Origin of the sequence: Sphingomonas rhamnosi (genome assembly GCF_036663615.1) — a bacterium.
Classification (GTDB): domain Bacteria; phylum Pseudomonadota; class Alphaproteobacteria; order Sphingomonadales; family Sphingomonadaceae; genus Sphingomonas.
Genome location: NZ_JAXOJJ010000007.1, coordinates 172,054 through 194,386 on the forward strand (window position 1 = coordinate 172,054; position 22,333 = coordinate 194,386).

23 protein-coding genes and 1 pseudogene are annotated in these 22,333 nt (G+C 66.3%); 15 read left to right on the forward strand and 9 right to left on the reverse strand.

The genetic code is table 11. The features are described 5' to 3' along the window. Positions 1-100: 100 nt before the first annotated feature. The 13 genes from U1701_RS15365 to U1701_RS15425 all read left to right on the forward strand — a co-directional run bounded on the left by U1701_RS15365 (position 101) and on the right by U1701_RS15425 (position 12,849). Positions 101-712 carry an NADH-quinone oxidoreductase subunit J gene (locus U1701_RS15365; RefSeq protein ID WP_332783447.1) on the forward strand — a complete coding sequence of 204 codons (612 nt, stop codon included), beginning with the start codon at positions 101-103 and terminating at the stop codon, positions 710-712. Further along, positions 709-1,014: an NADH-quinone oxidoreductase subunit NuoK gene (gene nuoK / locus U1701_RS15370; protein WP_332783448.1), complete on the forward strand. Its 306-nt coding sequence runs from the start codon at positions 709-711 to the stop codon at positions 1,012-1,014. Before U1701_RS15365 ends, nuoK begins: the two co-directional genes overlap by 4 nt. A gap of 5 nt (positions 1,015-1,019) precedes the next feature. After that, positions 1,020-3,137, forward strand: coding sequence for an NADH-quinone oxidoreductase subunit L (gene nuoL, locus U1701_RS15375; protein WP_332783449.1), 2,118 nt, complete (start codon positions 1,020-1,022; stop codon positions 3,135-3,137). Continuing rightward, on the forward strand, positions 3,134-4,660 hold the full coding sequence (locus U1701_RS15380) for an NADH-quinone oxidoreductase subunit M (protein ID WP_332783450.1): 1,527 nt from the start codon (positions 3,134-3,136) through the stop codon (positions 4,658-4,660). Before nuoL ends, U1701_RS15380 begins: the two co-directional genes overlap by 4 nt. After that, a complete protein-coding gene (gene nuoN, locus U1701_RS15385) occupies positions 4,660-6,105 on the forward strand; it encodes an NADH-quinone oxidoreductase subunit NuoN (RefSeq protein ID WP_332783451.1) in 1,446 nt (481 codons plus the stop codon). The genes U1701_RS15380 and nuoN overlap by 1 nt, the downstream gene beginning before the upstream one ends. A 41-nt stretch (positions 6,106-6,146) precedes the next feature. Next, on the forward strand, positions 6,147-6,911 hold the full coding sequence (locus tag U1701_RS15390) for a biotin--[acetyl-CoA-carboxylase] ligase (protein ID WP_332783452.1): 765 nt from the start codon (positions 6,147-6,149) through the stop codon (positions 6,909-6,911). 13 nt (positions 6,912-6,924) lie between these two features. Then, positions 6,925-7,707, forward strand: coding sequence for a type III pantothenate kinase (locus tag U1701_RS15395; RefSeq protein ID WP_332783453.1), 783 nt, complete (start codon positions 6,925-6,927; stop codon positions 7,705-7,707). Positions 7,708-7,796: 89 nt separating this feature from the next. Beyond that, positions 7,797-9,434 (forward strand): ribonuclease J, encoded by a 1,638-nt coding sequence (locus U1701_RS15400; protein ID WP_332783454.1) that lies wholly within the window; start codon positions 7,797-7,799, stop codon positions 9,432-9,434. A gap of 4 nt (positions 9,435-9,438) precedes the next feature. Continuing rightward, positions 9,439-9,720 (forward strand): DUF1467 family protein, encoded by a 282-nt coding sequence (locus tag U1701_RS15405; RefSeq protein WP_332783455.1) that lies wholly within the window; start codon positions 9,439-9,441, stop codon positions 9,718-9,720. Between the two features lie 88 nt (positions 9,721-9,808). After that, entirely contained in the window at positions 9,809-10,300 is a 492-nt protein-coding gene (locus U1701_RS15410; RefSeq protein ID WP_332783456.1) for a MarR family winged helix-turn-helix transcriptional regulator, read from the forward strand. Positions 10,301-10,453: 153 nt separating this feature from the next. Then, positions 10,454-10,960 (forward strand): YciE/YciF ferroxidase family protein, encoded by a 507-nt coding sequence (locus U1701_RS15415; RefSeq protein ID WP_332783457.1) that lies wholly within the window; start codon positions 10,454-10,456, stop codon positions 10,958-10,960. A 147-nt stretch (positions 10,961-11,107) separates the two neighbouring features. Further along, positions 11,108-11,557 carry a DUF2231 domain-containing protein gene (locus tag U1701_RS15420; protein WP_332783458.1) on the forward strand — a complete coding sequence of 150 codons (450 nt, stop codon included), beginning with the start codon at positions 11,108-11,110 and terminating at the stop codon, positions 11,555-11,557. Next, positions 11,557-12,849 (forward strand): PQQ-dependent sugar dehydrogenase, encoded by a 1,293-nt coding sequence (locus tag U1701_RS15425; protein WP_332783459.1) that lies wholly within the window; start codon positions 11,557-11,559, stop codon positions 12,847-12,849. The genes U1701_RS15420 and U1701_RS15425 overlap by 1 nt, the downstream gene beginning before the upstream one ends. Before the next feature lie 99 nt (positions 12,850-12,948). On the opposite strand, the gene U1701_RS15430 is transcribed toward U1701_RS15425, so the two are convergent. Beyond that, positions 12,949-13,269 (reverse strand): hypothetical protein, encoded by a 321-nt coding sequence (locus tag U1701_RS15430; protein WP_332783460.1) that lies wholly within the window; start codon positions 13,267-13,269, stop codon positions 12,949-12,951. An 87-nt stretch (positions 13,270-13,356) separates the two neighbouring features. Here U1701_RS15430 and U1701_RS15435 point away from each other — a divergent pair, with 87 nt between their 5' ends. Further along, positions 13,357-14,196: an exonuclease domain-containing protein gene (locus tag U1701_RS15435; protein WP_332783461.1), complete on the forward strand. Its 840-nt coding sequence runs from the start codon at positions 13,357-13,359 to the stop codon at positions 14,194-14,196. Here the strand turns inward: U1701_RS15435 and U1701_RS15440 are convergent, their stop codons facing one another. After that, positions 14,197-15,297 (reverse strand): FUSC family protein, encoded by a 1,101-nt coding sequence (locus tag U1701_RS15440; protein ID WP_332783462.1) that lies wholly within the window; start codon positions 15,295-15,297, stop codon positions 14,197-14,199. A gap of 74 nt (positions 15,298-15,371) precedes the next feature. Here U1701_RS15440 and U1701_RS15445 point away from each other — a divergent pair, with 74 nt between their 5' ends. Next, positions 15,372-16,001, forward strand: coding sequence for a peptidylprolyl isomerase (locus U1701_RS15445; protein WP_332783463.1), 630 nt, complete (start codon positions 15,372-15,374; stop codon positions 15,999-16,001). A 137-nt stretch (positions 16,002-16,138) separates the two neighbouring features. Here U1701_RS15445 and U1701_RS15450 read toward each other — a convergent pair whose 3' ends face one another. The 7 genes and pseudogenes from U1701_RS15450 to U1701_RS15480 all read right to left on the reverse strand — a co-directional run. Continuing rightward, the gene (locus U1701_RS15450; RefSeq protein ID WP_332783464.1) at positions 16,139-16,846 is read right to left on the reverse strand and encodes a phosphocholine cytidylyltransferase family protein; all 708 of its coding nucleotides are present in this window, start codon (positions 16,844-16,846) and stop codon (positions 16,139-16,141) included. A gap of 1 nt (position 16,847) precedes the next feature. Beyond that, the gene (locus U1701_RS15455; RefSeq protein ID WP_332783465.1) at positions 16,848-17,939 is read right to left on the reverse strand and encodes an inositol-3-phosphate synthase; all 1,092 of its coding nucleotides are present in this window, start codon (positions 17,937-17,939) and stop codon (positions 16,848-16,850) included. A 16-nt stretch (positions 17,940-17,955) separates the two neighbouring features. Beyond that, positions 17,956-18,720, reverse strand: coding sequence for a CDP-alcohol phosphatidyltransferase family protein (locus U1701_RS15460; protein WP_332783466.1), 765 nt, complete (start codon positions 18,718-18,720; stop codon positions 17,956-17,958). A 366-nt stretch (positions 18,721-19,086) separates the two neighbouring features. Further along, the gene (locus U1701_RS15465) at positions 19,087-21,135 is read right to left on the reverse strand and encodes an NAD(+) synthase (RefSeq protein WP_332783467.1); all 2,049 of its coding nucleotides are present in this window, start codon (positions 21,133-21,135) and stop codon (positions 19,087-19,089) included. Between the two features lie 109 nt (positions 21,136-21,244). Beyond that, complete coding sequence (locus U1701_RS15470; protein ID WP_332783468.1) at positions 21,245-21,595, reverse strand: DUF3147 family protein; 351 nt, start codon at positions 21,593-21,595, stop codon at positions 21,245-21,247. A 69-nt stretch (positions 21,596-21,664) separates the two neighbouring features. Next, a pseudogene (locus U1701_RS15475) lies at positions 21,665-22,087 on the reverse strand (GNAT family N-acetyltransferase); the annotation flags it as partial. Between the two features lie 43 nt (positions 22,088-22,130). Beyond that, positions 22,131-22,333 (reverse strand): integrase core domain-containing protein (locus U1701_RS15480; protein WP_332783469.1); only part of this gene is annotated, 203 nt, incomplete at its 5' end.

A 22,333-nucleotide genomic window follows, 5' to 3' on the forward strand; every position in this document is an offset into this window, starting at 1 on the left:
ACCTTCTATCCGTCATCCCAGCGAAGGCTGGGATCTCCCTGTTGTCGAGCGCGCGCGTGCCGCACGAGACCCCGGCCTTCGCTGGGGTGACGAGGACCGTATGATCCAGGCCATTGCCTTCTATCTCTTCGCCATCATCGTCATCCTGTCGGGTGCGATGACGATCGCGTCGCGCAATCCCGTGCATTCGGTGATGTGGCTGATCCTGGCGTTCTTCAACGCCGCCGGCCTCATGATCCTCGTCGGGGCCGAGTTCATCGCGATGCTGCTGGTCATCGTCTATGTCGGCGCGGTCGCGGTGCTGTTCCTGTTCGTGGTGATGATGCTCGACATCGACTTCACCGAGATGCGGGCAGGGGTCGCGCGCTACTTCGGCATCGGTCTGGCGCTCGCCGTCGCGCTCGCCGCGGAAGTGATGATCGCGGTGGGTGCGTGGAGCACGGGGCCGATCCAGCTCGCGCGGCGCGCGGCGCCGATCGACGACGCGGTTCCCAACATCCAGGCGATCGGGAACCTGCTCTACACGCGCTATCTGTTCGTGTTCGAAGGTGCCGGACTCGTGCTGCTGGTCGCGATGATCGGTGCGATCGTGCTGACCCACCGCCAGCGTGGCGGCGTCAAGGCACAGAACATCAGCCGCCAGAATGCGCGCCGTCCGCAGGACGCGACGCGCAACACGCAGCCGGTCGTCGGCGGGGGTGTCGAAATATGATCGGTCTCGTCCATTACCTCGTCGTCGCGGCGATCCTGTTCACCATGGGGGTGCTCGGCATCTTCCTGAACCGGAAGAACCTGATCGTCATCCTGATGGCGATCGAGCTTATCCTGCTCGCGGTGAACCTGAACCTTGTCGCCTTCTCGGCCTATCTGCACGATCTGGTCGGACAGGTGTTCGCGATGTTCGTGCTGACCGTCGCGGCCGGTGAAGCCGCGATCGGGCTCGCCATTCTCGTCATCTATTTCCGCGGTCGCGGCACCATCGCGGTCGACGATGTCAACCGGATGAAGGGGTAACTCGGTTGATCCTCCTAATCGTCTTCCTGCCGCTGCTGGCATCGATCGTCGCCGGGTTCGGCAATCGCGCGATCGGCGCGGTGACCGCCAAGGTCGTCACGACCGGCGCGCTGTTCGTCTCGGCCGCCTTGTCGTGGCCGATCTTCATCGGCTTCCTGTCGGGCGGCAGCGCCGCGTCGGTCACGCCGGTGCTCGACTTCATCCATTCGGGCGACATGAACGTCGCCTGGGCGCTGCGGGTCGACTCGCTGACCGCGGTGATGCTCGTCGTGATCACGTCGGTGTCCGCGCTCGTCCACCTCTATAGCTGGGGCTATATGAGCGAGGACCCGGACCAGCCGCGCTTCTTCGCCTATCTGTGCCTGTTCACCTTTGCGATGCTGATGCTCGTGACCGCGAACAACTTGGTGCAGATGTTCTTCGGCTGGGAAGGGGTTGGCCTCGCGTCCTACCTCCTGATCGGCTTCTGGTTCCGCAAGCCCTCGGCCAACGCCGCGGCGATCAAGGCGTTCGTCGTGAACCGCGTCGGCGATCTGGGCTTCATGCTCGGCATCTTCGGCACGTTCCTGGTGTTCGGCACGGTCTCGATCCCCGAGATCCTCGCCGCCGCGCCCGGCATGACCGGATCGACGATCGGCTTCCTCGGCAGCCGCTTCGACACGATGACCGTGCTCTGCCTGCTGCTGTTCGTTGGTGCGATGGGCAAGTCGGCGCAGCTTGGCCTGCACACCTGGCTGCCCGACGCGATGGAGGGGCCGACCCCGGTGTCGGCACTGATCCACGCGGCGACGATGGTCACCGCGGGCGTCTTCATGGTCTGCCGCCTGTCGCCGATGTTCGAACAGAGCCCGTTCGCGCTGCACATCGTCATGGGCGTGGGTGCTGCGACCTGCATGTTCGCGGCGACCGTCGCTTTGGTTCAGACCGACATCAAGCGCGTGATCGCCTATTCGACCTGTTCGCAGCTCGGCTACATGTTCTTCGCCGCCGGCGTCGGCGCCTACGGGGCGGCGATGTTCCACCTGTTCACGCACGCCTTCTTCAAGGCGTTGCTGTTCCTGGGTGCGGGCTCGGTGATCCATGCGATGCATCACGAGCAGGACATGCGCTTTTATGGCGGCCTGCGGAAGCAGATCCCGCTGACCTTCTGGGCGATGATGATGGGCACGCTCGCCATCACCGGCGTCGGCATTCCCGGCATCTTCGGCAACACGGCGATCGGCTTTGCGGGCTTCCATTCGAAGGATGCGATCATCGAGGTCAGCTGGGCCGCGGGCGAGCAGGGGACGTGGTTGGTCGGCGTGCTCGTCGCGCTGCTCACCAGCTTCTATTCGTGGCGCCTGATGTTCCTCACCTTCTGGGGCACGCCGCGCTGGGCCGCGTCGGAGCATATCCAGCACGCGCTGCATGATGCGCACGGCCATGGTCACGACGACCACACGGACGACGCGCACCATGCGGACGATCATCACGCCAACCCGGCAAAGGCCGAGGACGCCGGTGGTACGCCGTCGACGCATGCCCCCGCGCAGCACGACTTGCCCGCCGGCACCGGTGGCTATCACCCGCACGAGAGCCCGCTCCCGATGCTGGTGCCGCTGATCCTGCTGTCGATCGGTGCGATCGCCGCGGGCTTCGTTTTCCACGGCTATTTCATCGAGCCGGAATCGGGCGAGCATTTCTGGAAGGGCGCGATCGCGTTCCGCGAGGAGCTGATGCATCACATGCACGGCGTACCGACCTGGGTGAAGCTGTCGGCAACGATCGCGATGCTGATCGGCCTGGTCAGTGCCTGGGTGGCGTACATCAGTTCGCCGACCCTGCCGGCGCGCGTCGCGTCGCACATGCGGATCCTGTACGGCTTCCTGCTGCACAAATGGTATTTCGACGAGCTGTACCATCTGATCTTCGTGCGGCCGGCCTTCGCGCTCGGGCGGGTGCTCTGGCACCGCGGCGACGAGCAGACGATCAACCGGTTCGGGCCCGACGGCTCGGCCTGGGCGGTCCAGCTCGGCAGCCGCGTCGCCAACCGCTTCCAGACCGGATATCTCTACACCTATGCCTTCGTCATGCTGATCGGCCTGACAGCCGCCGTAACCTGGGCGATCGGACTCTATAAATGAGCGACTTCCCCCTTCTTTCGCTGATGATCGCGATCCCCGCGGTCGCGGCGCTCGCCTGCCTGTTCGTGTCCGCTGGGGCAGCACGCACGTTGGCGCTGGCCGCCACGCTGATCGATCTGGCGCTCGGCGTCGTGCTCTGGTCGAGCTACGACATCGGCGGCGCGCAGTGGCAGTTTGTCGAGGCGCATAACGGCGTGTTCGGGCCGTTCGGCTGGAACCTCGGCGTCGACGGCTTCGCGCTGCTGCTGATCATGCTCAGCGTCTTCCTGATGCCGATCTGCATCGGCGCCAGCTGGCGCTCGATCACGACGCGCGTGCCCGAGTACATGGCGGCGTTCCTGTTCACCGAAGTGCTGATGATCGGCACCTTCGCGGCGCAGGACCTGTTCCTGTTCTACGTGTTCTTCGAAGCCGGTCTGATCCCGATGTACCTGATCATCGGCATCTGGGGCGGCACGAACCGCATCTACGCGTCGTACAAATTCTTCCTCTACACGCTGCTCGGCTCGGTGCTGATGTTCGTTGCCATGCTCTACATGGCGAAGACCGCAGGCACGACGAGCATCCCGGCGCTGATGACTTACGACTTCCCGGCCGGTGTGCAGACCTGGCTGTGGCTGGCGTTCTTCGCATCGTTCGCGGTGAAGATGCCGATGTGGCCGGTCCACACCTGGCTGCCTGACGCGCACGTCCAGGCCCCGACCGCGGGGTCGGTGATCCTTGCGGGCGTGCTGCTGAAGCTCGGCGGCTACGGCTTCCTGCGCTTCCTGTTGCCGATGTTCCCCGAAGCGTCGGGCCAGCTGACCTGGCTGATCTTTGGCCTGTCTGCGATCGCGGTCATCTACACCAGCCTCGTGGCGCTGGTGCAGTCGGACATGAAGAAGCTGATCGCCTATTCGAGCGTAGCGCACATGGCGATCGTCACGATCGGCTTGTTCGCGTTCAACCGCCAGGGCATCGAAGGCGCCATGATCATGATGCTCAGCCACGGGCTGGTATCGGGCGCATTGTTCCTGTGCGTCGGCGTGATCTACGACCAGCTGCATACGCGTGAGATCGCGCGCTATGGCGGTCTCAGCATCAACATGCCGCGCTACGCCGTGTTCTTCCTGTTCTTCACCATGGCGTCGATCGGTCTGCCGGGCACCAGCGGCTTCGTCGCCGAGTTCCTGTCGCTGATGGGCACCTATCAGGTGTCGACCTGGACCGCGCTGCTCTGCACGACCAGCATCATCCTGGGCGCCGGCTACATGCTGTTCCTCTATCGCCGCGTCGCGTTCGGCGAGATCAAGTCGGACGACGTCCGCGCGATGGTCGACCTGTCGAGCCGCGAACTGTGGCTGCTCGCCCCGATCGCTGCCGTCGTGCTGTGGATGGGCGTGTATCCAGAGAGCTTCCTCGCGCCGATGCGCAAGGATGTCGCGGTGCTACTCCAGCGCATCGACCGCGCGGCGCCTGCCAGCGATTCCCAGCCGACCGAGGGGCGCGTCGCCCCGATTGCAGCGCACGCGGAGGCGCACTGATGGACTATTCCGCAAATCTGGCGATGATCCTGCCGGAGATCGTCCTCTCGCTCGGCGCGATCGTGTTGATGCTGGTGTCCGCATGGGGCGGTAACGCGTCGACGCGCGCCGTTTCGTGGACCGCGGTCGCCGTGCTCGCCGGTGCCGGCATCGCGCTGATCGGCCCGGCCTCCTATGGCGGCTCGGCGTTCGGCGGCTTGTACCGCGCCGACGCATTCGCAGCGTTCGCCAAGGTGCTGATCTACATCACCACCGCGGTCTCGATCATCATCGCTCCCAACTTCTTCCAGAAGTCGGCCGGCGAGGATCTGCGTCCCGAATATCCCGTGCTGATGCTGCTCGCCGCGGCGGGCATGGGGATGATGGTCTCGGCGGGCGACATGCTGACGCTCTATGTCGGCCTCGAGCTGCAGAGCCTCGCATCGTACGTGCTGGCCAGCTTCATGCGCCGCGATGGTCGGTCGGCCGAGGCGGGCCTGAAATATTTCGTGCTCGGCGCATTGGCCAGCGGAATCCTGCTCTACGGCATCAGCCTGGTCTACGGCTTCTCGGGGACGACGCTGTTCTCAGGGATCGCCGACGCCTATGCCGGCACGCATTCGATGGGCCTGTTGTTCGGTCTGGTGTTCGTGTTCGCCGGGCTGGCGTTCAAGATCGCCGCGGTGCCGTTCCACATGTGGACGCCCGACGTTTATGAAGGCGCGCCGACCCCGGTGACGGTGTTCTTCGCCTCCGCGTCGAAGGTGTCCGCTCTTGCGCTGGCGCTACGCGTCGCGATCGAGGCGATGGGTCCGGCGACCGACGAATGGCGCCAGATCGTGATCTTCGCCGCACTCGCCTCGATCATCCTCGGCGCGATCGGGGCGATCGGGCAGACCAACGTCAAGCGGCTGCTCGCCTACTCGTCGATCAACAATGTCGGCTACGCGCTCGTCGGCCTTGCCGCTGGCACGCAGGAGGGCGTCTCGTCCGTCCTGATGTACCTGGTGATCTACATCGCGATGACGCTCGGCTCGTTCCTGGTCGTGCTGCAGATGCGTGGCGAAGACGGCCAGCCGATCGAGAGCATCGCCAGCCTGTCGGGTATGTCGCGCACGCGGCCGGCACTGGCGGCGGCGCTGGCGATCTTCATGTTCAGCCTCGCGGGCATCCCGCCTTTGTTCGGCTTCTACGCCAAGTTCGCGGTGTTCAACGCGGCGATTGGTGCGGGGCTCTTCCCGCTTGCGGTGATCGGCTATGTCGCCTCGGTGATCGGCGCGTATTATTATCTGCGCGTGGTGAAGACGATGTACTTCGACGATCCCGCACCGGCGTTCGCGCCGATGGACAGCCGGATCGAAGGCGGCCTGATCGCGGTCGCCGCGGTGTTCGTCTCGCCCTTGGGCTACCTCGCCATTCCGTTGCTCGGTAGCTGGACGATGGTGGCGGCACGGGCGCTGTTCTGAGCGTCGAGACCGTCGCGGAGACGGGCTCGACCAACGCCGACATGCTGGCGCTCGCGCGCGGCGGCATGGCCGAGGGCGTCTGGTTGCGGGCCGAGCGTCAGCGCTCGGGGCGGGGCCGGATGGGGCGGGAGTGGGTCTCGCCGGTCGGCAATTTCTACGGGAGTACGGTCGTACGGTTGCGTGCGACCGATCCCTCGCCTGCGACTCTCGCGTTGCTCGCGGCCGTGGCTCTTGAACAGACAGTCTCTACCTGCTTGTTCCCCGGCGAAGGCCGGGGCCCAGTTGGGAAGGCGGATGTAACCGCGCGCACCGCAAACCAATTGCCGCTATCCCAACTGGGCCCCGGCCTCCGCCGGGGTGGGGCAGGGGGGGGCGTACGGCTCAAATGGCCCAACGACCTGCTTCTCGACGGCGCGAAGCTTTCCGGCATCCTCCTCGAACGCGCGGACGACGCCGTCGTCGTCGGCATCGGCGTGAACCTCGCCCACCACCCGGACCTCCCCGACCGCCCCACCACAAGCCTCGCCGCGCACGGCACCCCCGTCGACCCCGCGCAGTTCGCCGAAACCCTCGCCGAAACCTTCGCCCGCTGGCTCGCCCGCTGGCGCAGCGAAGGCCTCGGCCCCGTCCGCCAGCGTTGGCTCGACCGCGCGCACCCGATTGGCACCGCGCTCACCGCACGCCTCCCCGACGGCACCGCGCAGGACGGCCTGTTCGACGGGCTCGACGCCGACGGCGCGCTCATCCTCCGCTTGGCGGACGGCGGTCGGCGTGTCATTCACGCCGCCGACGTCTTCCTGATCTGAAAGCACAGGGCCCATGCTGCTCGCGATAGATGCCGGCAACACCAATGTCGTGTTCGCGCTCGTCGAAGCGGGGCGCATCGTCGCGCGCTGGCGGATCGCCACCGATCCGCGCCGCACCGCCGATGAATATGCGGTGTGGCTGAGCCAGCTGCTCCAGCTCGAAGGCTATGACCGCAGCGTCGTCGAGGGGGTGATCGTCGCCACCGTCGTCCCCCGCGCGCTCCACAACCTCCAGGTGCTGGCGAGCAAATATTTTGCCACCGAGGCACTGATCGCCGGGTCCGCGGCCGCCCCCTGGGGGTTCGAGATCGACGTCGCCGAGCCGCAGTCGCTGGGCGCCGACCGCGCGGTCAACACGATCGCGGCGCACGCGCTGTACGAGGGCGACCTGATCGTCATCGACTTCGGCACCGCGACCACGTTCGACGTCAGCGACTATTCGGGCGCCTACAAGGGCGGGATCATCGCGCCGGGGATCAACCTGTCGCTCGACGCGCTGGTCACCGCCGCCGCCAAGCTGCCGCGCATCGCGATCGAGGCGCCTGCGACCACCAGCGTGATCGGCCGCAGCACGATCGACCAGATGAACATCGGCATCTTCTGGGGCTATATCGCGATGCTCGAGGGGCTCGTGACGCGGCTGAAGGCGGAGATCGGCCGGCCGTCGAAAGTCATCGCCACCGGCGGGCTCGCCACCTTATTCGAGAAGCAAACCAAGGTGTTCGATCATATCGAACCCGACCTGACCATCCAGGGACTGGCGATGATATGGGATCGTACCCATATCGCCATCTGAACGCTCGCGCCGCTGAGCCGCTGGGCATTTCCCGACATCATCCGACCGGCCATCTGGGCCATATTACTGTACTATCTGAAAGCATTTGAATGACTCCCAAGAACGAACTCCTTTTCTGCGCGCTGGGCGGCTCCGGCGAAATCGGCATGAACGTCAACCTGTACGGTTGTCAGGGCAAATGGGTGATGGTCGATCTCGGTATCACCTTCGCCGACCCGCAATATCCCGGCGTCGACGTGATCCTGCCCGACCTGTCCTTCATCGAGGAACGCCTCGACGACCTGGTCGGCATCGTCATCACCCACGGGCATGAGGATCATATCGGCTCGCTGCCGTATCTCGCCGAAGACCTGGGCGTGCCGATCTATGCGACCCCGTTCACGATGGGCCTGATCCGCGGCAAGCTCGAGGAAGAGGGCATCGCCAACCGCGTGAAGCTCAAGATGATCCCGATGGGCGGCAACTTCCAGCTCGGGCCGTTCGGCTTCACCTTCGTCGAGATGTCGCACTCGATCCCCGAGGCGAACGCGCTGATCATCGACACCCCCCACGGCCGCGTGTTCCACACCGGCGACTGGAAGCTCGACGCGCATCCCGTGATCGGCAACCCGACCAAGCCCGAGGGCTTGATGGCGATCGGCGACAAGGGCATCGACGTCCTCGTCTGCGATTCGACCAACATCTTCAACACCACCGCGTCGGGCAGCGAGAGCACGGTCCGCCAGGGGCTGCACGAGGAGGTCCGCAAGGCCAAGGGCCGGGTGATGATCACCAGCTTCGCGTCGAACGCGGCGCGCCTGCACACCTTCGGTGAGGTCGCAAAGGAAACCGGGCGCAAGCTCTGCGTGACCGGCCGGTCGCTCGACCGGATCATCAAGGTCGCGCGCGCGACGGGCTATCTGAAGGACTTCCCCGAGACGATCGATCCCGACACCGCGATGCGCTTGCCGCGCGACAAGGTGCTGATCATCGCGACCGGCGGGCAGGGCGAGGAGCGCGCCGCGCTCGCCCGCGTCGCCAATGGCAGCCACACGATCCAGCTCCAGGCCGACGACACGGTGATCTTCTCGTCCAAGCAGATCCCCGGCAACGAGGTGCAGATCAGCCGTATCCAGAACACGCTGGCGGCCAAGGGCATCAAGATGGTGACCGAGCGCCAGGCGCACGTCCATGTCTCCGGTCATCCGGGTCAGCCCGAACTCGCGCAGCTCTATGACTGGCTGCGTCCCGACGTGCTCGTCCCCGTCCACGGCGAGATGCGTCACATGATGGAGCATGGCCGCTTCGGACTCGCCGAGGGCGTTCCGCGCGCGATCGTGCAAAGCAACGGCGACATCATCCGCCTGGCGCCCAAGGGCCCTGCCAAGATCGGCAACGCTACGGTCGGTCGCCTGGTGCTCGACGGCGATGTGATCCTGCCGGCCGACGGCTCGACTATCGCCGATCGCCGCAAGCTCGCGATCAACGGCCAGATCTCGGTCGGCGTCGCGATCGGCAAGGACGGTCGCATGATCGGCCAGCCGCAGGTCCGCGTACAGGGCGTGCCCGTCGAGGAAGACCGCGCGGCGTTCGTCGCCGATGCGGTCCAGGCGACGGCGGACGTCGTTCGCGGTGGCAAGCGCGATGCCGACAAGGTGCGCGAGCAGATCCGTCTCGCGGTCCGGAAAGTCGCCAGCCGCTGGACCGGTAAGAAGCCGATCGTCGACGTCCTGCTGATCCAGGCCTGACGCCATGCGCTGGACCTCGGCACTCGCGATCTACATCCTGTTCTGGTCGTTTTCGGTGTTTCTGGTCCTGCCGTTCGGCGTGCGCACGACGCGTGAGGCCGGGGGCGAGCACGTCCCCGGCCAGGCCGAAAGCGCTCCGCACGATTTCCGTGCGGGACGCACCGCCTGGCGCGTGACGATCGTTGCGACGATCCTGTTCACGCTGTTCCAGCTCAACTACGCCTATGGCTGGATCACGCCGCAGACGGTCGACCTGTTCGGCCGCGGGAATATGGTCATCCGCTGATACCGGGCCTTCGAGAGCCGAACGCGCGATGAACGAAACGCCCTCGTAACAACTTGCCGCGCGGCTTTTGTCGCGGCAGGATGTGGCAATGACAGACATCTTATCGCCTCCGCCCGAACAATTCCTGCGGGAAGACGCAATCCGCGGCGGGATGGATCTGATGTTCTTCGCGCATACGCGCCATCTGCGGCACGCCGATGAAGAACTCGCCAAGCGCGGCCTGGGCCGGGCGCATCACCGCGTATTGTATTTCCTGGGGCGCAAGCCCGACATGCCCGTCAGCGATGTCCTGACGATCCTGGCGATCACCAAGCAGTCCTTCGGGCGTGTCGCCAATGCGCTCACCGAGCAGGGTTTGATCGAATCGCGCCCCGGCGACCGCGACCGCCGCCAGCGACTGCTGCGGTTGACGCCTGCCGGCGCCAAGCTGGAAAAGGATCTGTTCATCGTCCTCCACGAGAATATGGCGCGAGCCTATGCCGCGTCGGGCGGGCAGGCCGTGGCCGGTTACTGGGTGGTGATGCAGCATCTGATGGGCGGGGACGCGCAAGGCATCTTCTCGCAGATCCAACGCACCTGAGCAGTTCGCTTCGTCCCCGCTTTCTCACGATGGCGGCGCCGAACACGAATCGATTGATCGAGGTTGAGACGCGCGGCTTCGCGCGGAACCAGTCGCGCGGCCGAACGTTGGCGCCTCGAACCCCGCACGCTCGCGGGGGAGGATGAGCCTGCCATGTCGACCCCCGAAGACCTGAACGACATCTATGTCGACGAGCTGAAGGACCTGTGGTCCGCGAACGACCAGATGCTGAAGGTGCTCAAGAAGATCACCACGAAAGCGAGCGACAAGTCGCTGAAGGACATGCTGACCAAGTCGCACGAGGGCATCACCGCGCACACCGCGATCCTCAAGGAACTGATCGCCGGCCAGGACGAGAAGGTCTCCAAGGAGCATTGCAAGGGCATGGAAGGCCTTACCGCCGAGGCCACCAAGCACGTGCTCGAGGAAGGCCCCGGCAAGGGCCCCGTTCTCGATGTCCTGATCATCGCGCAGTATCAGCGCATGACGCATTACGGCATCGCCGGCTTCGGTACCGCGGCCGCCTATGCCAAGGCGCTCGGGTTAAAGGACGACGTCAAGAAGCTGAGTCAGGCGACCAAGGAAATCTACGGCGGCGACGAGTATATGACCAAGCTCGCCGAAGCCTCGGTCAACGCCAAGGCCGACGACGCCGAATAACCGGCATCAGCCATCGGCCCCGTCGTTTCGGCCTATGCCGGGACGACGGGAGCGTGGCCTTTCAAGGGCTTGCATGACATCGAAGTCATGGAACGCGAGGACATTGCGAGACGTAGGGTAGAATTACATCTCTACGAAGGTCCGCTAATGGCCACTGTCTATCCGACCCGTACGGTTCCGCCCCGCAAGCACGGTGCCCACCCGATCCACGGCATCCTGTCCGCGTTTCCGCTCGCGCTGTTCACCGCCGCGCTGGTGAGCGACATCGCCTATGTGAACTCTGCGGAGATCCAGTGGGCGAACTTCTCGATCTGGTTGATCGCCGGCGGCCTGCTCATGGGCGTGCTCGCCGCCGTTGCCGGGATCGTCGATGCGGTCGCCCACCGCGGACAGGGGCGAGTGCGGCGACCCTGGCCGCATAGCATCGGGACCCTCGCCATGATGGTACTCGCACTGGTCAACGCCTTCGTTCACAGCCGCGATGGCTGGACCTCGGTCGTACCGGCCGGAATCATCCTGTCCGCGATCGTCGCCATCCTCGCGCTCGCGACCAGCTGGTCGGGCTATACCCTTGAAGCACGGCAGGACTCGAACTGATGCGTAACGCTCTTGTCGTATCGCTGGCGACCGCCGCGCTCCTGTCCGGCTGCAGCGGTAAGGGCGGTGATGCCACCGCACAGCTTGGCGCCAATCCGGGGCTGCCGGGACTGCAGCAATACCTGCTGCCACCGATGCATATCGCCACGCCGGTGCCGTGGGGCGCGCAGGTGCCGACTGTGGCGCCCGGCCTGAAGGTCGCGGCATTCGCGACCGGTATGAAGAACGTCCGCTCGGTCTACGTCTTGCCCAATGGCGATGTGCTCGCGGTCGAGCCGAAGGGGCCCGAAGAGCCGATCGCCCGGCCCAAGGACATTCTGGTCAACTGGATTCAGGGCTTCGGCCACAGCACGGTGCACGGCGCAAACCAGATCACCCTGCTCCGCGACACCGACGGTGACGGCAAGGCCGACGTCCGTACCGTGCTGCTTGATAATCTGGTGTCGCCGTTCGGCGTCGCGCTTGTCGGGAGCGACCTGTACGTCGCGAACACCGACGCGATCGTCCGCTATCCCTATGTCACCGGGCAGACGCGCATCACCGCGCCGGGCACCATCCTGACCGAGTTGCCTGGTGGGCCGATCAACCATCACTGGACTAAGAGCCTGGTCGCGAGCCCCGATGGCACGAAGCTGTATGTCGGTATCGGATCGAACAGCAACATCACCGAACGCGGTATCGAGGCTGAGCGTGATCGCGCGAAGATCTGGGAGGTCGACCGCGCGACCGGCGCGCATCGCGACTTCGCCACCGGCTTGCGCAACCCCAACGGGCTCAGCTGGAACCCGCAATCGGGTCAGCTCTGGGCGGTCATCAACGAGCGCGACGAGATCGGGCCCGATCTGGTGCCCGACTACATGACGTCGGTACGTGACGGTGCCTTCTACGGCTGGCCTTACAGCTATTGGGGCCAGCACGTCGATCCGCGCGTCATGCCCAAGCGGCCCGACATGGTCGCCAAGGCAGTGATGCCGGATTACAGCCTCAGCAGCCATGTCGCGCCCTTGGGCCTGGCCTTCGGCACGGCACAGACCCCGGCCGCATTCCGCCAGGGCGCGTTCGTCGCCGAGCATGGCAGCTGGGATCGTGGCCACCTCAACGGCTACAAGGTCGTGTGGATTCCATTCGCGGGCGGCAAGCCCAACGGCAAGGCGCGCGACGTCGTCACCGGCTTCACCGAAGGCAACGACAAGGCCCGCGGCCGCCCGGTCGGGCTGGCCATCGACCGCACCGGCGGACTGTTGATCGCCGACGATCTGGGCAATGTCGTATGGCGGGTAACGGGCGCCTAGAAACCTCGGTCGCCCTACCCGTCGCCCCGCCCTCGACCCGGGGTCCCGCCTTGTTCCGGTCGGCGCAAGCGGGCCCCCGGAACAAGCCCGGCGTGACGCCTACCGCCGCGCCGGCGGCCGTCCCCCCGGACGCCGCGTGACCGGCACCCCGGCAGGCCGCGGCGGTCGCGGTTGGCCATTGGTCTCGGCGATCGCATATCCCTCCTTGCGGAGCTTGCCGAACGCGTCGCGGACGCTCGCCGCGACAGCGGTCTGCACGGCTGCGGGCAGGTCGGTGAACGCGGTGTTCGCGTGCACCGCGTTCATGTCGCGGAGCAGCGCATTGGGCAGGCCCTTGGCGCTGTCCTTCAGGGCGACGATCGCGTCGACGACGGCGGCGTTGATGATGTCCTGCATGAGGTCGGTGGCTGATTTCGGCATGCCGCCCAAGCGCACGGGACGCGCGGCACGTCAACCCGCCGAACTTGTGCCTTGATACCGGACGTGCCCACGGCCTAGGCGGTTGCGATGGCTTCCACCCCGCCCGACGACGCCCCCGACTTCGTCGTCGTCGATGTCGAAACCGCCTGTTCGCGCGTCAGCAGCATCTGCCAGATCGGCATCGTCGGTTTCCGCGGCGGGCGCGAGGTCTTCGCCTATGAAACGCTGGTCGACCCGCGCGACGAATTCCACCTGTTCAACACCCGCATCCACGGCATCGCCGCCGACCATGTCGTCGGACAGCCGCATTTCGGCGACATCCACAGCATTATCGACGGACACCTGGCCGGGCGGACGACGGTCGCGCATTCCTATTTTGACAAGGGCGCACTGGCGGCGGCGTGCCGGGTTCATGACCGCAGCGTGATCGACACGACCTGGCTCGACAGCGTTCGCGTCGCCAAGCGCGCCTGGCCCGAACTCGCCAGCCATCGGCTCAACGTGCTGACGCAGCATCTCGGCATCGCGCACCGCCATCACGATGCGCTGAGCGACGCACGCGCGGCGGGAATGGTGGTGGTCAAGGCGATCGAGCATACCGGCATTCCGCTCGCCGGCTGGTTGCTGCCGACACCCAAGCAACGTGTCCGTCCCGCGCCGAAGCCCGCTGCGACCGGTCCGCTCAAGGGCGAACGCATCGCCATCCTCGGCGAACCGCGCGACGGACGGTTGGCGCAGGCGCTCGCCGCGCTGGGCGGACGCGTGGTGTCGTCTGTCGGGCTGACCACGACGATGCTGGCGATCGCGGGCACCGAACCCTATCCGGTCGACATCCGCTACAATGCGCAGTTCCTGAAAGCACATGGTCTGCAGCGCGGCGGGCATGCGATCCGGATTCTTCCCGAAGCCGCGGTGCTGGGCGGATAGTCAGGGTTTCGACGGACCGCGCGCGCGACCGTCCGCGATCTCGTCGATGCGGCTGGCGAGGTCGAGCAGGTCGCGGTGCAGTCGGTCGATCGCGAAGGCGAGCCCGAAGATCCGCCCTGACTCGTCGAAATCGAGCGTCCGCGATTCGGGATCACGCCGGAACGCGTCGAAGCTCGCGGTGAACTTGGCCTGCCCGGCAATCACCGTCCCACGGTCCACCGTCGACACCGCTGTCAGCGCCGCCGCGCACCGCTGCGCGAGCGCACCCTCGGCGCGCAACGACGCCGCCGCGGCGGCGGCGAGCCCCGCGGCGGCCTTGCCCGGCAGCGGCGCGTCGATCGCGCGACCGACCTGCGTCAGGTCGTTGCGGACGCGCCACAGCGTGCGCGGCACCGCCGACGGGATGCCGTGATCCGCCAGCCACGACGCACGCTCGCGGTCGGCATCCTTCATCGCCGCCTCGACCGCCGCCAGCGCGTTGCGCAGCGCGCGGTGATGCGGGGAGGAGGGGAGTGCCTTGCCCGTCTCGAGCGCCTCGGCCTGTTCGTCGAGCATCGTGCCGATCCGTTCGAGCACCACCACGGTGCGCTCGACGACGATGTCGCGCGACCGCGCCGGCAGGATCAGCAGTGCTGCGAGCACGCCGATGATGCCGCCAAGCCCGATCTCGACGATCCGGTCCGCGACGAACGCCTGCACCGGCAGCCCCGGCGGCGCGGTCAGCAGCATGATCGCGGCGGTGACGGGCGCGATCCGCAGCTGCGGTCGCACCGTCGCGACGAACCCCGCAATGCCGGTCACGACGACGAGGATCGCGCCGAGCTGCACCGGACTCCCGGCGTGAAAGGCAAGCCCGATCCCGCCCAGCGCCGCGCCGATCAGCGTGCCGAGCAACCGGTCGAGTGCCGCGCCCAGCGTGCTGCCGATCGACCCCTGCATCACCACCAGCACGGTGAACACCGCCCAATATCCCTGCGCGAGGCCGAGCAGCTTGTAGGTCGCGAACGTCGCCGCGACCGCGACCATGATCCGCAGTGCCTGCCGGAAGCTGGCATCGTGCGTCTGGATCCAGGCGCGGGCGATCGGGACGGGCGATGGCATGGCCCGACTGATAGAGCCGCGGACGGGCAGGGCAACCATGCTGACAGCGGCGGGGGGCTGCGCTAGGTCGGGGCATGGCCCTTCGATCTTCGCTCGCCGCGATCGCGCTCTGCATCGCTTCCGCCGTGTCCGCGCAGGAGGTGGCGTCGCCGCCGCCCGCGGTGCCCGCCGTCCCCGCCGATGCGGTGCGCGTCGTGCTGACGACCAGCGAGGGGCCGATCGTTTTCGCGCTCGACAAGGATCATGCGCCGAAGACGACCGCGAATTTCCTGCGCTATGTCGATCAGAAGCGCCTCGACGGCGTGACCTTCTACCGCGCGATGAAACTCGCCGGCGGCACCGGGCTGATCCAGGGCGGGATCAACGGCGATCCGAAGCGCGCGCTGCCGCCGGTCGCGCACGAGCCGACCACCGTGACCGGCCTGACGCACGACGACGCGACGATCTCGCTCGCGCGGTTCGCACCGGGGACGGCGACCGCGGATTTCTTCATCACGGTCGGCGCGATCCCGTATCTCGATGCCGATCCGAAGCGGCCCGGCGACAACACCGGCTTCGCGGCATTCGGGCACGTGGTCGAGGGGATGGACGTGGTCCGCCGTATCCTCGAGGCGCCGACCTCGCCGACCGCAGGGTCAGGCGCGATGAAGGGGCAGATGATCGCCGCGCCGGTGCGGATCCTGACGGTGCGGCGGGAGAAGTAACGCTTTGCCCCTGGCGACTTCCCCGGCGAAGGCCGGGGCCCAGTTGGAAAGGTCGCGGTAACGGAGCGCCGCCCGCCGTCACGCATGTCCCCCAACTGGGCCCCGGCCTCCGCCGGGGAAGAAGAAGGAGCGAACGCTCAGGCTGCGATCGCGCCCGCCATCCAGGCCTCTGCCTTGGCCAGCGCCGCCGCGTCATCCACGTCGATCCAGTCGAGATCGCTGCAATCCACCACCTTCGCGGCTCCCTCGGCCGCGAGCAACCGAACCCCCTCAGTCAACGACGGCGCCTCCAGCGTAGCGAGCGCGCCCATCAACGCGGGCCCGATCGCGAACACGCCCGTATCGTAACAATCGTGCGGCTCCAGCCCCTTGCCGATCGCCACGATCGCCTCGCCCTCGGTCGCGACGCAGGTCACGTCCTCCGGATCGACCCAGTCATGCCCGAGCCGCCGGTCGATCCCGAGCCGCAGCCCGGACCCCGCACCGGCACGCGCCAGCCGCGCATAATGCGCCGGCGTGACGAGATGGTCGCACATCGTCAGCACCGCCTCAGCGCCATCCAGAACGGGGACTGCCGCCAGCACCGACACCCCGTTCGGCCGCCGCGGATCGCTCCGCACGGTCTCGACCGCAACGTCCCAGCGCCGCGACGCCAAATGCGCCGCAATGGCGTCTTCACCATAGCCGAGTACCACGATCACGCGCCTCAGCCCGGCCGCGGCCAGTCCCTCCAGCGCATGATCGATCAGCGGCCGCCCCGCCACCGGGCAGAGCGGCTTGTATGGTGCCGAGCTACGAAGGCGGCTGCCCTCGCCCGCGGCGAGAATGACAGCCGTTTCGATCATCTTATGCTGCCTTGATGAACTTCTCGACCTCGATCTGCGCGAGATCGTCGGTCATCTGCGTGCGCGGATGCTTGCAGAAATAGGCGCTCGCCGGATCGATGACGCCTGCAACGCCGCGGTCCTTCGCGATCTTGGCGCAACGGATCATGTCGATCGCGACACCCGCCGAATTGGGCGAATCCTCGACCGACAGGCGCAGCTCCAGGTTCATCGGCACGCCGCCGAACAGCTGGCCTTCCATCCGCAGGAAGCAGACCTTGTTGTCGTTCTGCCACGGCACATAGTCCGACGGACCGATATGGACGTTGTCGTCGTCGAGCCGCTCGGCAGCGACCGACTGCACCGCTTCGGTCTTGCTGATCTTCTTCGATTCGAGCCGGCGATGGTTCGACATGTTGAGGAAGTCGGTGTTGCCGCCGGTGTTCAGCTGGTACGTCCGATCCAGCTTCACGCCGCGCTTGGCGAACAGGTCGGTCAGCACGCGGTGGACGATCGTTGCCCCCAGCTGCGCCTTGATGTCGTCGCCGATGATTGCGACGCCGGCATCCTCGAACTTCTTCGCCCAGACGGGGTTCGACGCGATGAACACTGGGATGTTGTTGACGAACGCCACGCCCGCCTCGATCGCGCACTCGGCGTAGAACTCGGTCGCTTCCTGCGAACCGACCGGCAGGTAGTTCATCAGCACGTCGGCGCCCGATGCCTTCAGCTCGGCGACGACGTCGGCCTTGGTCGGCTCAGGCGCGTCCGCGACCAGAAAGGTCCGGTCGTCCTTGAAATCGGCCATATGATCGGCGACGCCGTCCAGCTTGCGGCCCATCTTCACGACGGTGCCGGTGTTGCCGATGTTCGCGGCGAAGACCGCGGTGCAGTTGGGCTTGGCGAAGATCGCCTCGGCGACGTCCTTGCCGACCTTGCGCTTGTCGACGTCCCAGGCCGCCACGACCTTGATGTCGCTCGGCTTGTAGCCGCCCATTTCCCAGTGCATCAGGCCGACGCTGTCGTTCGTGCCCTCGCGGTAATGCTCGAGTCCCTGGACGAGCGAGCTCGCGCAGTTGCCGATGCCGACGACGGCGATCCGAATGCTGTTCATTAGTAAACCTGTTCCCTTACGATAAGTGCATGCGCGACGCGGCGCTGGGCCGCGACGTGGATCGGACGAAGGCGCGTTCGACACGGCGGTGCCAGACGAGCCCGACGATGGCGACGATCGTCAGGACGACGATCTCGAACCACCAGAAGATGCGCGGATTCCCTGCGAAGCACGCGACGAAGATCGCCGCGACGCGGACGTTCGCGGTCAGCAGCGACAGCAGCCGCAACGGCGGAGTCGCACGCGCGCCATAGCTGCGACCCATCGCCACCGGATGACTGGCCTGCGCGAGCGTGCGTTCGAACGGCATCGCGACCCGGTCGATGCTGCCGGCCAAACTGTCGTAGAGGCGTACCAGCGCGTTGCCGGTCGGCACCGCGGGCGCGGCGAGCGCGACGCCCTTCACGCGCCGGTGGAACCGCGCGCGCTCGCCCTCGTACAGGCTCGACTGCACGGCATGCGCGCCGCCTGCGGCGAACGCGAGCACCCAGCCCTCGGGCGTGTTCACCGTAATCGCCAGGGCGGTGTAGATCATCGCGAACACGCCGTGGTCGACCAGCCCGTCGAGCATCCGCCCGAACGCGCTCGCGCTACCGGTCGCGCGCGCGACCATGCCGTCGAGTCCATCGGCGATCAGCCAGCCGATCGAGAGCAACAGCCCGAGCACCGCGAACCGGCCGTCATGCCACTGCGCATAGGCGAGCGCTGCCCCTGCACCCAGGCACAAGCCGACGCCCGAAACCGCGTTCGCGGATATCCGGCGCGCGATCGCGAACGGCACAAGGGCCCGGCTCGCTGGGTGGATCAGCCAAAGATTCGATGGGTCCTCGATCCGGCGATCGCGCGATCCATCCGGTGGAGGCACTGTCATAGGATTTTCACAATGCGCCGATGGGGCGATTTATGCAAGGCGTCGCGGCAGTTTGCGACCAATCGGTATGAAAGCTCGGCGCCGGACGTCGCAATACAATCCTCCCCCTTCCGGGTAAGGAATGTAGTTCGCAGACACCCGCCCACGATCCTCCCCCGCCAGGGGGGGTGGCAGGCGCCGCCTGACGGAGGGGGCGGCAAGCGCTACAACCGTTTCGTGTCCGCCCCCTCCGACGCCTTCGGCGCCACCTCCCCCTGGCGGAGGAGGATCTGGGGGTCAGGGCACCGCCGCCCGCAATTCCCGCAACCACACCTCCGCGGTCCCATCCGACGGCGCCCGCCAGTCGCCCCGCGGCGACAGCGATCCGCCCGCCGACACCTTCGGCCCATTGGGCATCGCGGAGCGCTTGAACTGGCTCGTTGCGAAGAACCGCACGAGGAACTTCTCCAGCCAATGCAGGATCGTCGGCAGATCATACGCCACCCGCGCCTCTGCCGGGAAATCCTCCGGCCAGCGCCCCGCATTCACATCGCGCCAAGCATGCCACGCCAGGAACGCGATCTTCGACGGCGCCAGCCCATGCCGGATCACATAATGCGCGAAGAAGTCGTTGAGTGCGTACGGCCCGACCATCGATTCGGTGCTCTGCATCGCGCCGTCTGCGCTCGCCGGGACCAGCTCGGGCGAAATCTCTTGGCGCAGGATGGCGGTCAGGATCGCATCGGTCGCCGCGTCATATTGATCGGTCCGGATGCACCAGCGGATCAGGAACTGGATCAGCGTCTTCGGCACGCCTGCATTGACCGCATAATGACTCATCTGGTCGCCGACGCCGTACGTGCACCAGCCGAGCGCCATCTCGCTCAGGTCACCCGTCCCAACCACGATCCCGCGCCGCTGGTTGGCGAGGCGGAACAGGTAATCGGTGCGCAAGCCGGCCTGCACATTCTCGAACGTCACGTCGTAGACCGGCTCGCCGACACCGTACGGATGGCCCATGTCGGCCAGCATCCGCTCCGCCGCCGGACGGATGTCGATCTCCTCCGCGGTGATCCCCAGCGCGCGCATCAGCGCCCAGGCATTGGCCTTGCTCGCGTCCCCGGTCGCGAACCCGGGCATTGTGAACCCGAGGATGTCGGTCCGCGGCCGCCCCAGCCGGTCCATCGCTTTGGCCGCGACGATCAGCGCATGCGTCGAATCGAGCCCGCCCGACACCCCGATCACCAGCGTCTCGCTCCGCGACGCCGCGAACCGCTTGGCCAGCGCCTCGACCTGGATGTTGAACGCCTCGTAACAATCGGCGTCGCGCTTCTCGGGCGTGTTGGGCACGAACGGAAAGCGCCGGATGCTGCGCTCCAGCCCGATATCGGCGAGCGGCGCGGCGTGCTCGAACCCGATCCGCCGGAACCGCGTCTCGGGATCGCCCGCCGCGCGCGCCGCGTCGTTGAACGTGCCGTTACGCAGTCGCTCCTGCTCGATCCGCTCGACGTCGACATCGACGACGATCATGTCGGCCTCAGCTACGAACCGCGTCGATTCGGCGATCAGCTCGCCCAGTTCGTGGACCATGCCCTGGCCGTCCCACGCGACCTCGGTCGTGCTCTCGCCCGGCCCCGCGGCGGAATAGACGTACCCACACACCCCGCGCGCGCTCTGCGCCGCGCACAGCATCGCCCGCTCGCGCGCCTTGCCCACGACGATGTTCGACGCCGACAGGTTGCAGCAGATCAGCGCCCCCGCCAGCGCGCCCATCGTCGACGGCGGGGTAGGGGCCCAGTAATCCTCGCAGATCTCGGCATGGAACACGAAGCGCGGCAGGTCGGTCGCCGCGAAGATCAGATCAGTCCCGAACGGCACGCTCTGCCCCGCGACGTCGATTGTCAGCCCGGTCAGCCCTGCGCCGCTCGCGAACCAGCGCTTCTCGTAATATTCGCGGTAGTTGGGCAGGAACGTCTTCGGCACCACGCCCAGGATCTTGCCCCGTGCCACGACCGCACAGCAATTGTACAACCGCCCGTTCCGCCGGAGCGCGATCCCCACCAGTACCACCGGCCGCAACCCCGAAGTCGCCGCCGCCACCTCGGCCAGCGCCGCTTCGCTCGCTCGCTGCTGCGCGGTCTGCAGATGCAGGTCGTCGACCGCATAGGAACTGAGGTTCAGCTCCGGAAACACCAGCAGGTCGACCCCGCGCGCATCGGCCTGCTCGGCAAGCGCCACGGTCTGCGCGGCGTTGAGCGCGGTATCCCCCACCGACCCCACCGGCGTCGCGGCGGCGACGCGGATCATGCCGTGGCGGTGAAGCGCGTAGAAGGGGTGTGTGCTCATGGCCGGTTAGATACGCGGGGTGAGGGACATGCGCTACCGGGTTGCTGGTGGCGTCATCGCGACGATTGGTATGCCGAGCCGTTACGGCTGAATGTGGTGGAAAGCGGACCTAAAGCTGCAACCCGAACCGAGGGGCCAGCCATGTCATCAGAACGTATAAGGCGATCGTCAGCGCGCATCCCAGCGTCAGTGCTAGCCAGAACGAAAGTCCATGGCGAAGTAGCATGGGAATAACCAAAAACATCGGCAACGACGGCAGCACATACCAGAAGGTTGCTCCGGCGTGAGCCGCCATATTTTCCGCGTCGGGTTCTTCTGACCAGAGCCATACCATGCCTAAAACCGATACGAGCGGAAGCGATGCTACCAGTGCGCCAAAGCCGGGGTATTTCTTTGCGAGAGTGGAGGCGATGGCGATTAGCGCCCCGGAGATCAGTGCCTTTAAAGCAAGGTAATACATGAGCCCATAGTGCCGACCCCGGCAGAAAGGGCAATGTCCGAATATGGGCGTTAGCGGAACGTCCGCTCGCTACACCGCGGCTGCGATCAACTCACTTGCAGCGCTACCTTGAAGAGGTGCATCCGAGAGCACGACCGACGTCGCGATCTGGCGATCCGGCACGTTCCAGTAACAGCGGAGGAGCGGTGCGATATCCTCTTCCCGGACCAGGTTGAAACCGTGTCGCTGGTAGAAGCGGATCGCCCATTCTGCAGCGCGCCAGGTTCCGATCAGGATCGGTCGATGGGTTTCCTGACGAAGTTGGCCAAGCAGCGCTGCGCCGATGCCATGCCCCTGGTATTCCGGATCGACATAAGCATGCCTTATCAGGTCGACATTGAATCGACGCTGCACCCCCATAACACCGATCAATCGCTTGTTCGCCCAAGCGCCCAGGAATACGACACCATCATTTATCTCGGCTGTCAGCTCGTCGGCCGGCATGTACGGGTCATGCCATCTTGGGCAGCCCCCACCGGGTGGTCCGGATAGATAGTTAGTGCATTGTTGTCTCCGCCGCCATTGCCGGGCGTAGGTGGAGCGAAGCGGAGCCGGAGGCCGGCAATGGTGGTGTCGCGGCTACTGGCGCCGGAGGTCGATAGCCCAGACTGCTGTGTGGTCGGATGGTGTTATAGTGACGCCGCCACGCCTCGATCAGCACCCTTGCCTCGGCGAGGCTGTAGAAGATCTCGCCGTTGA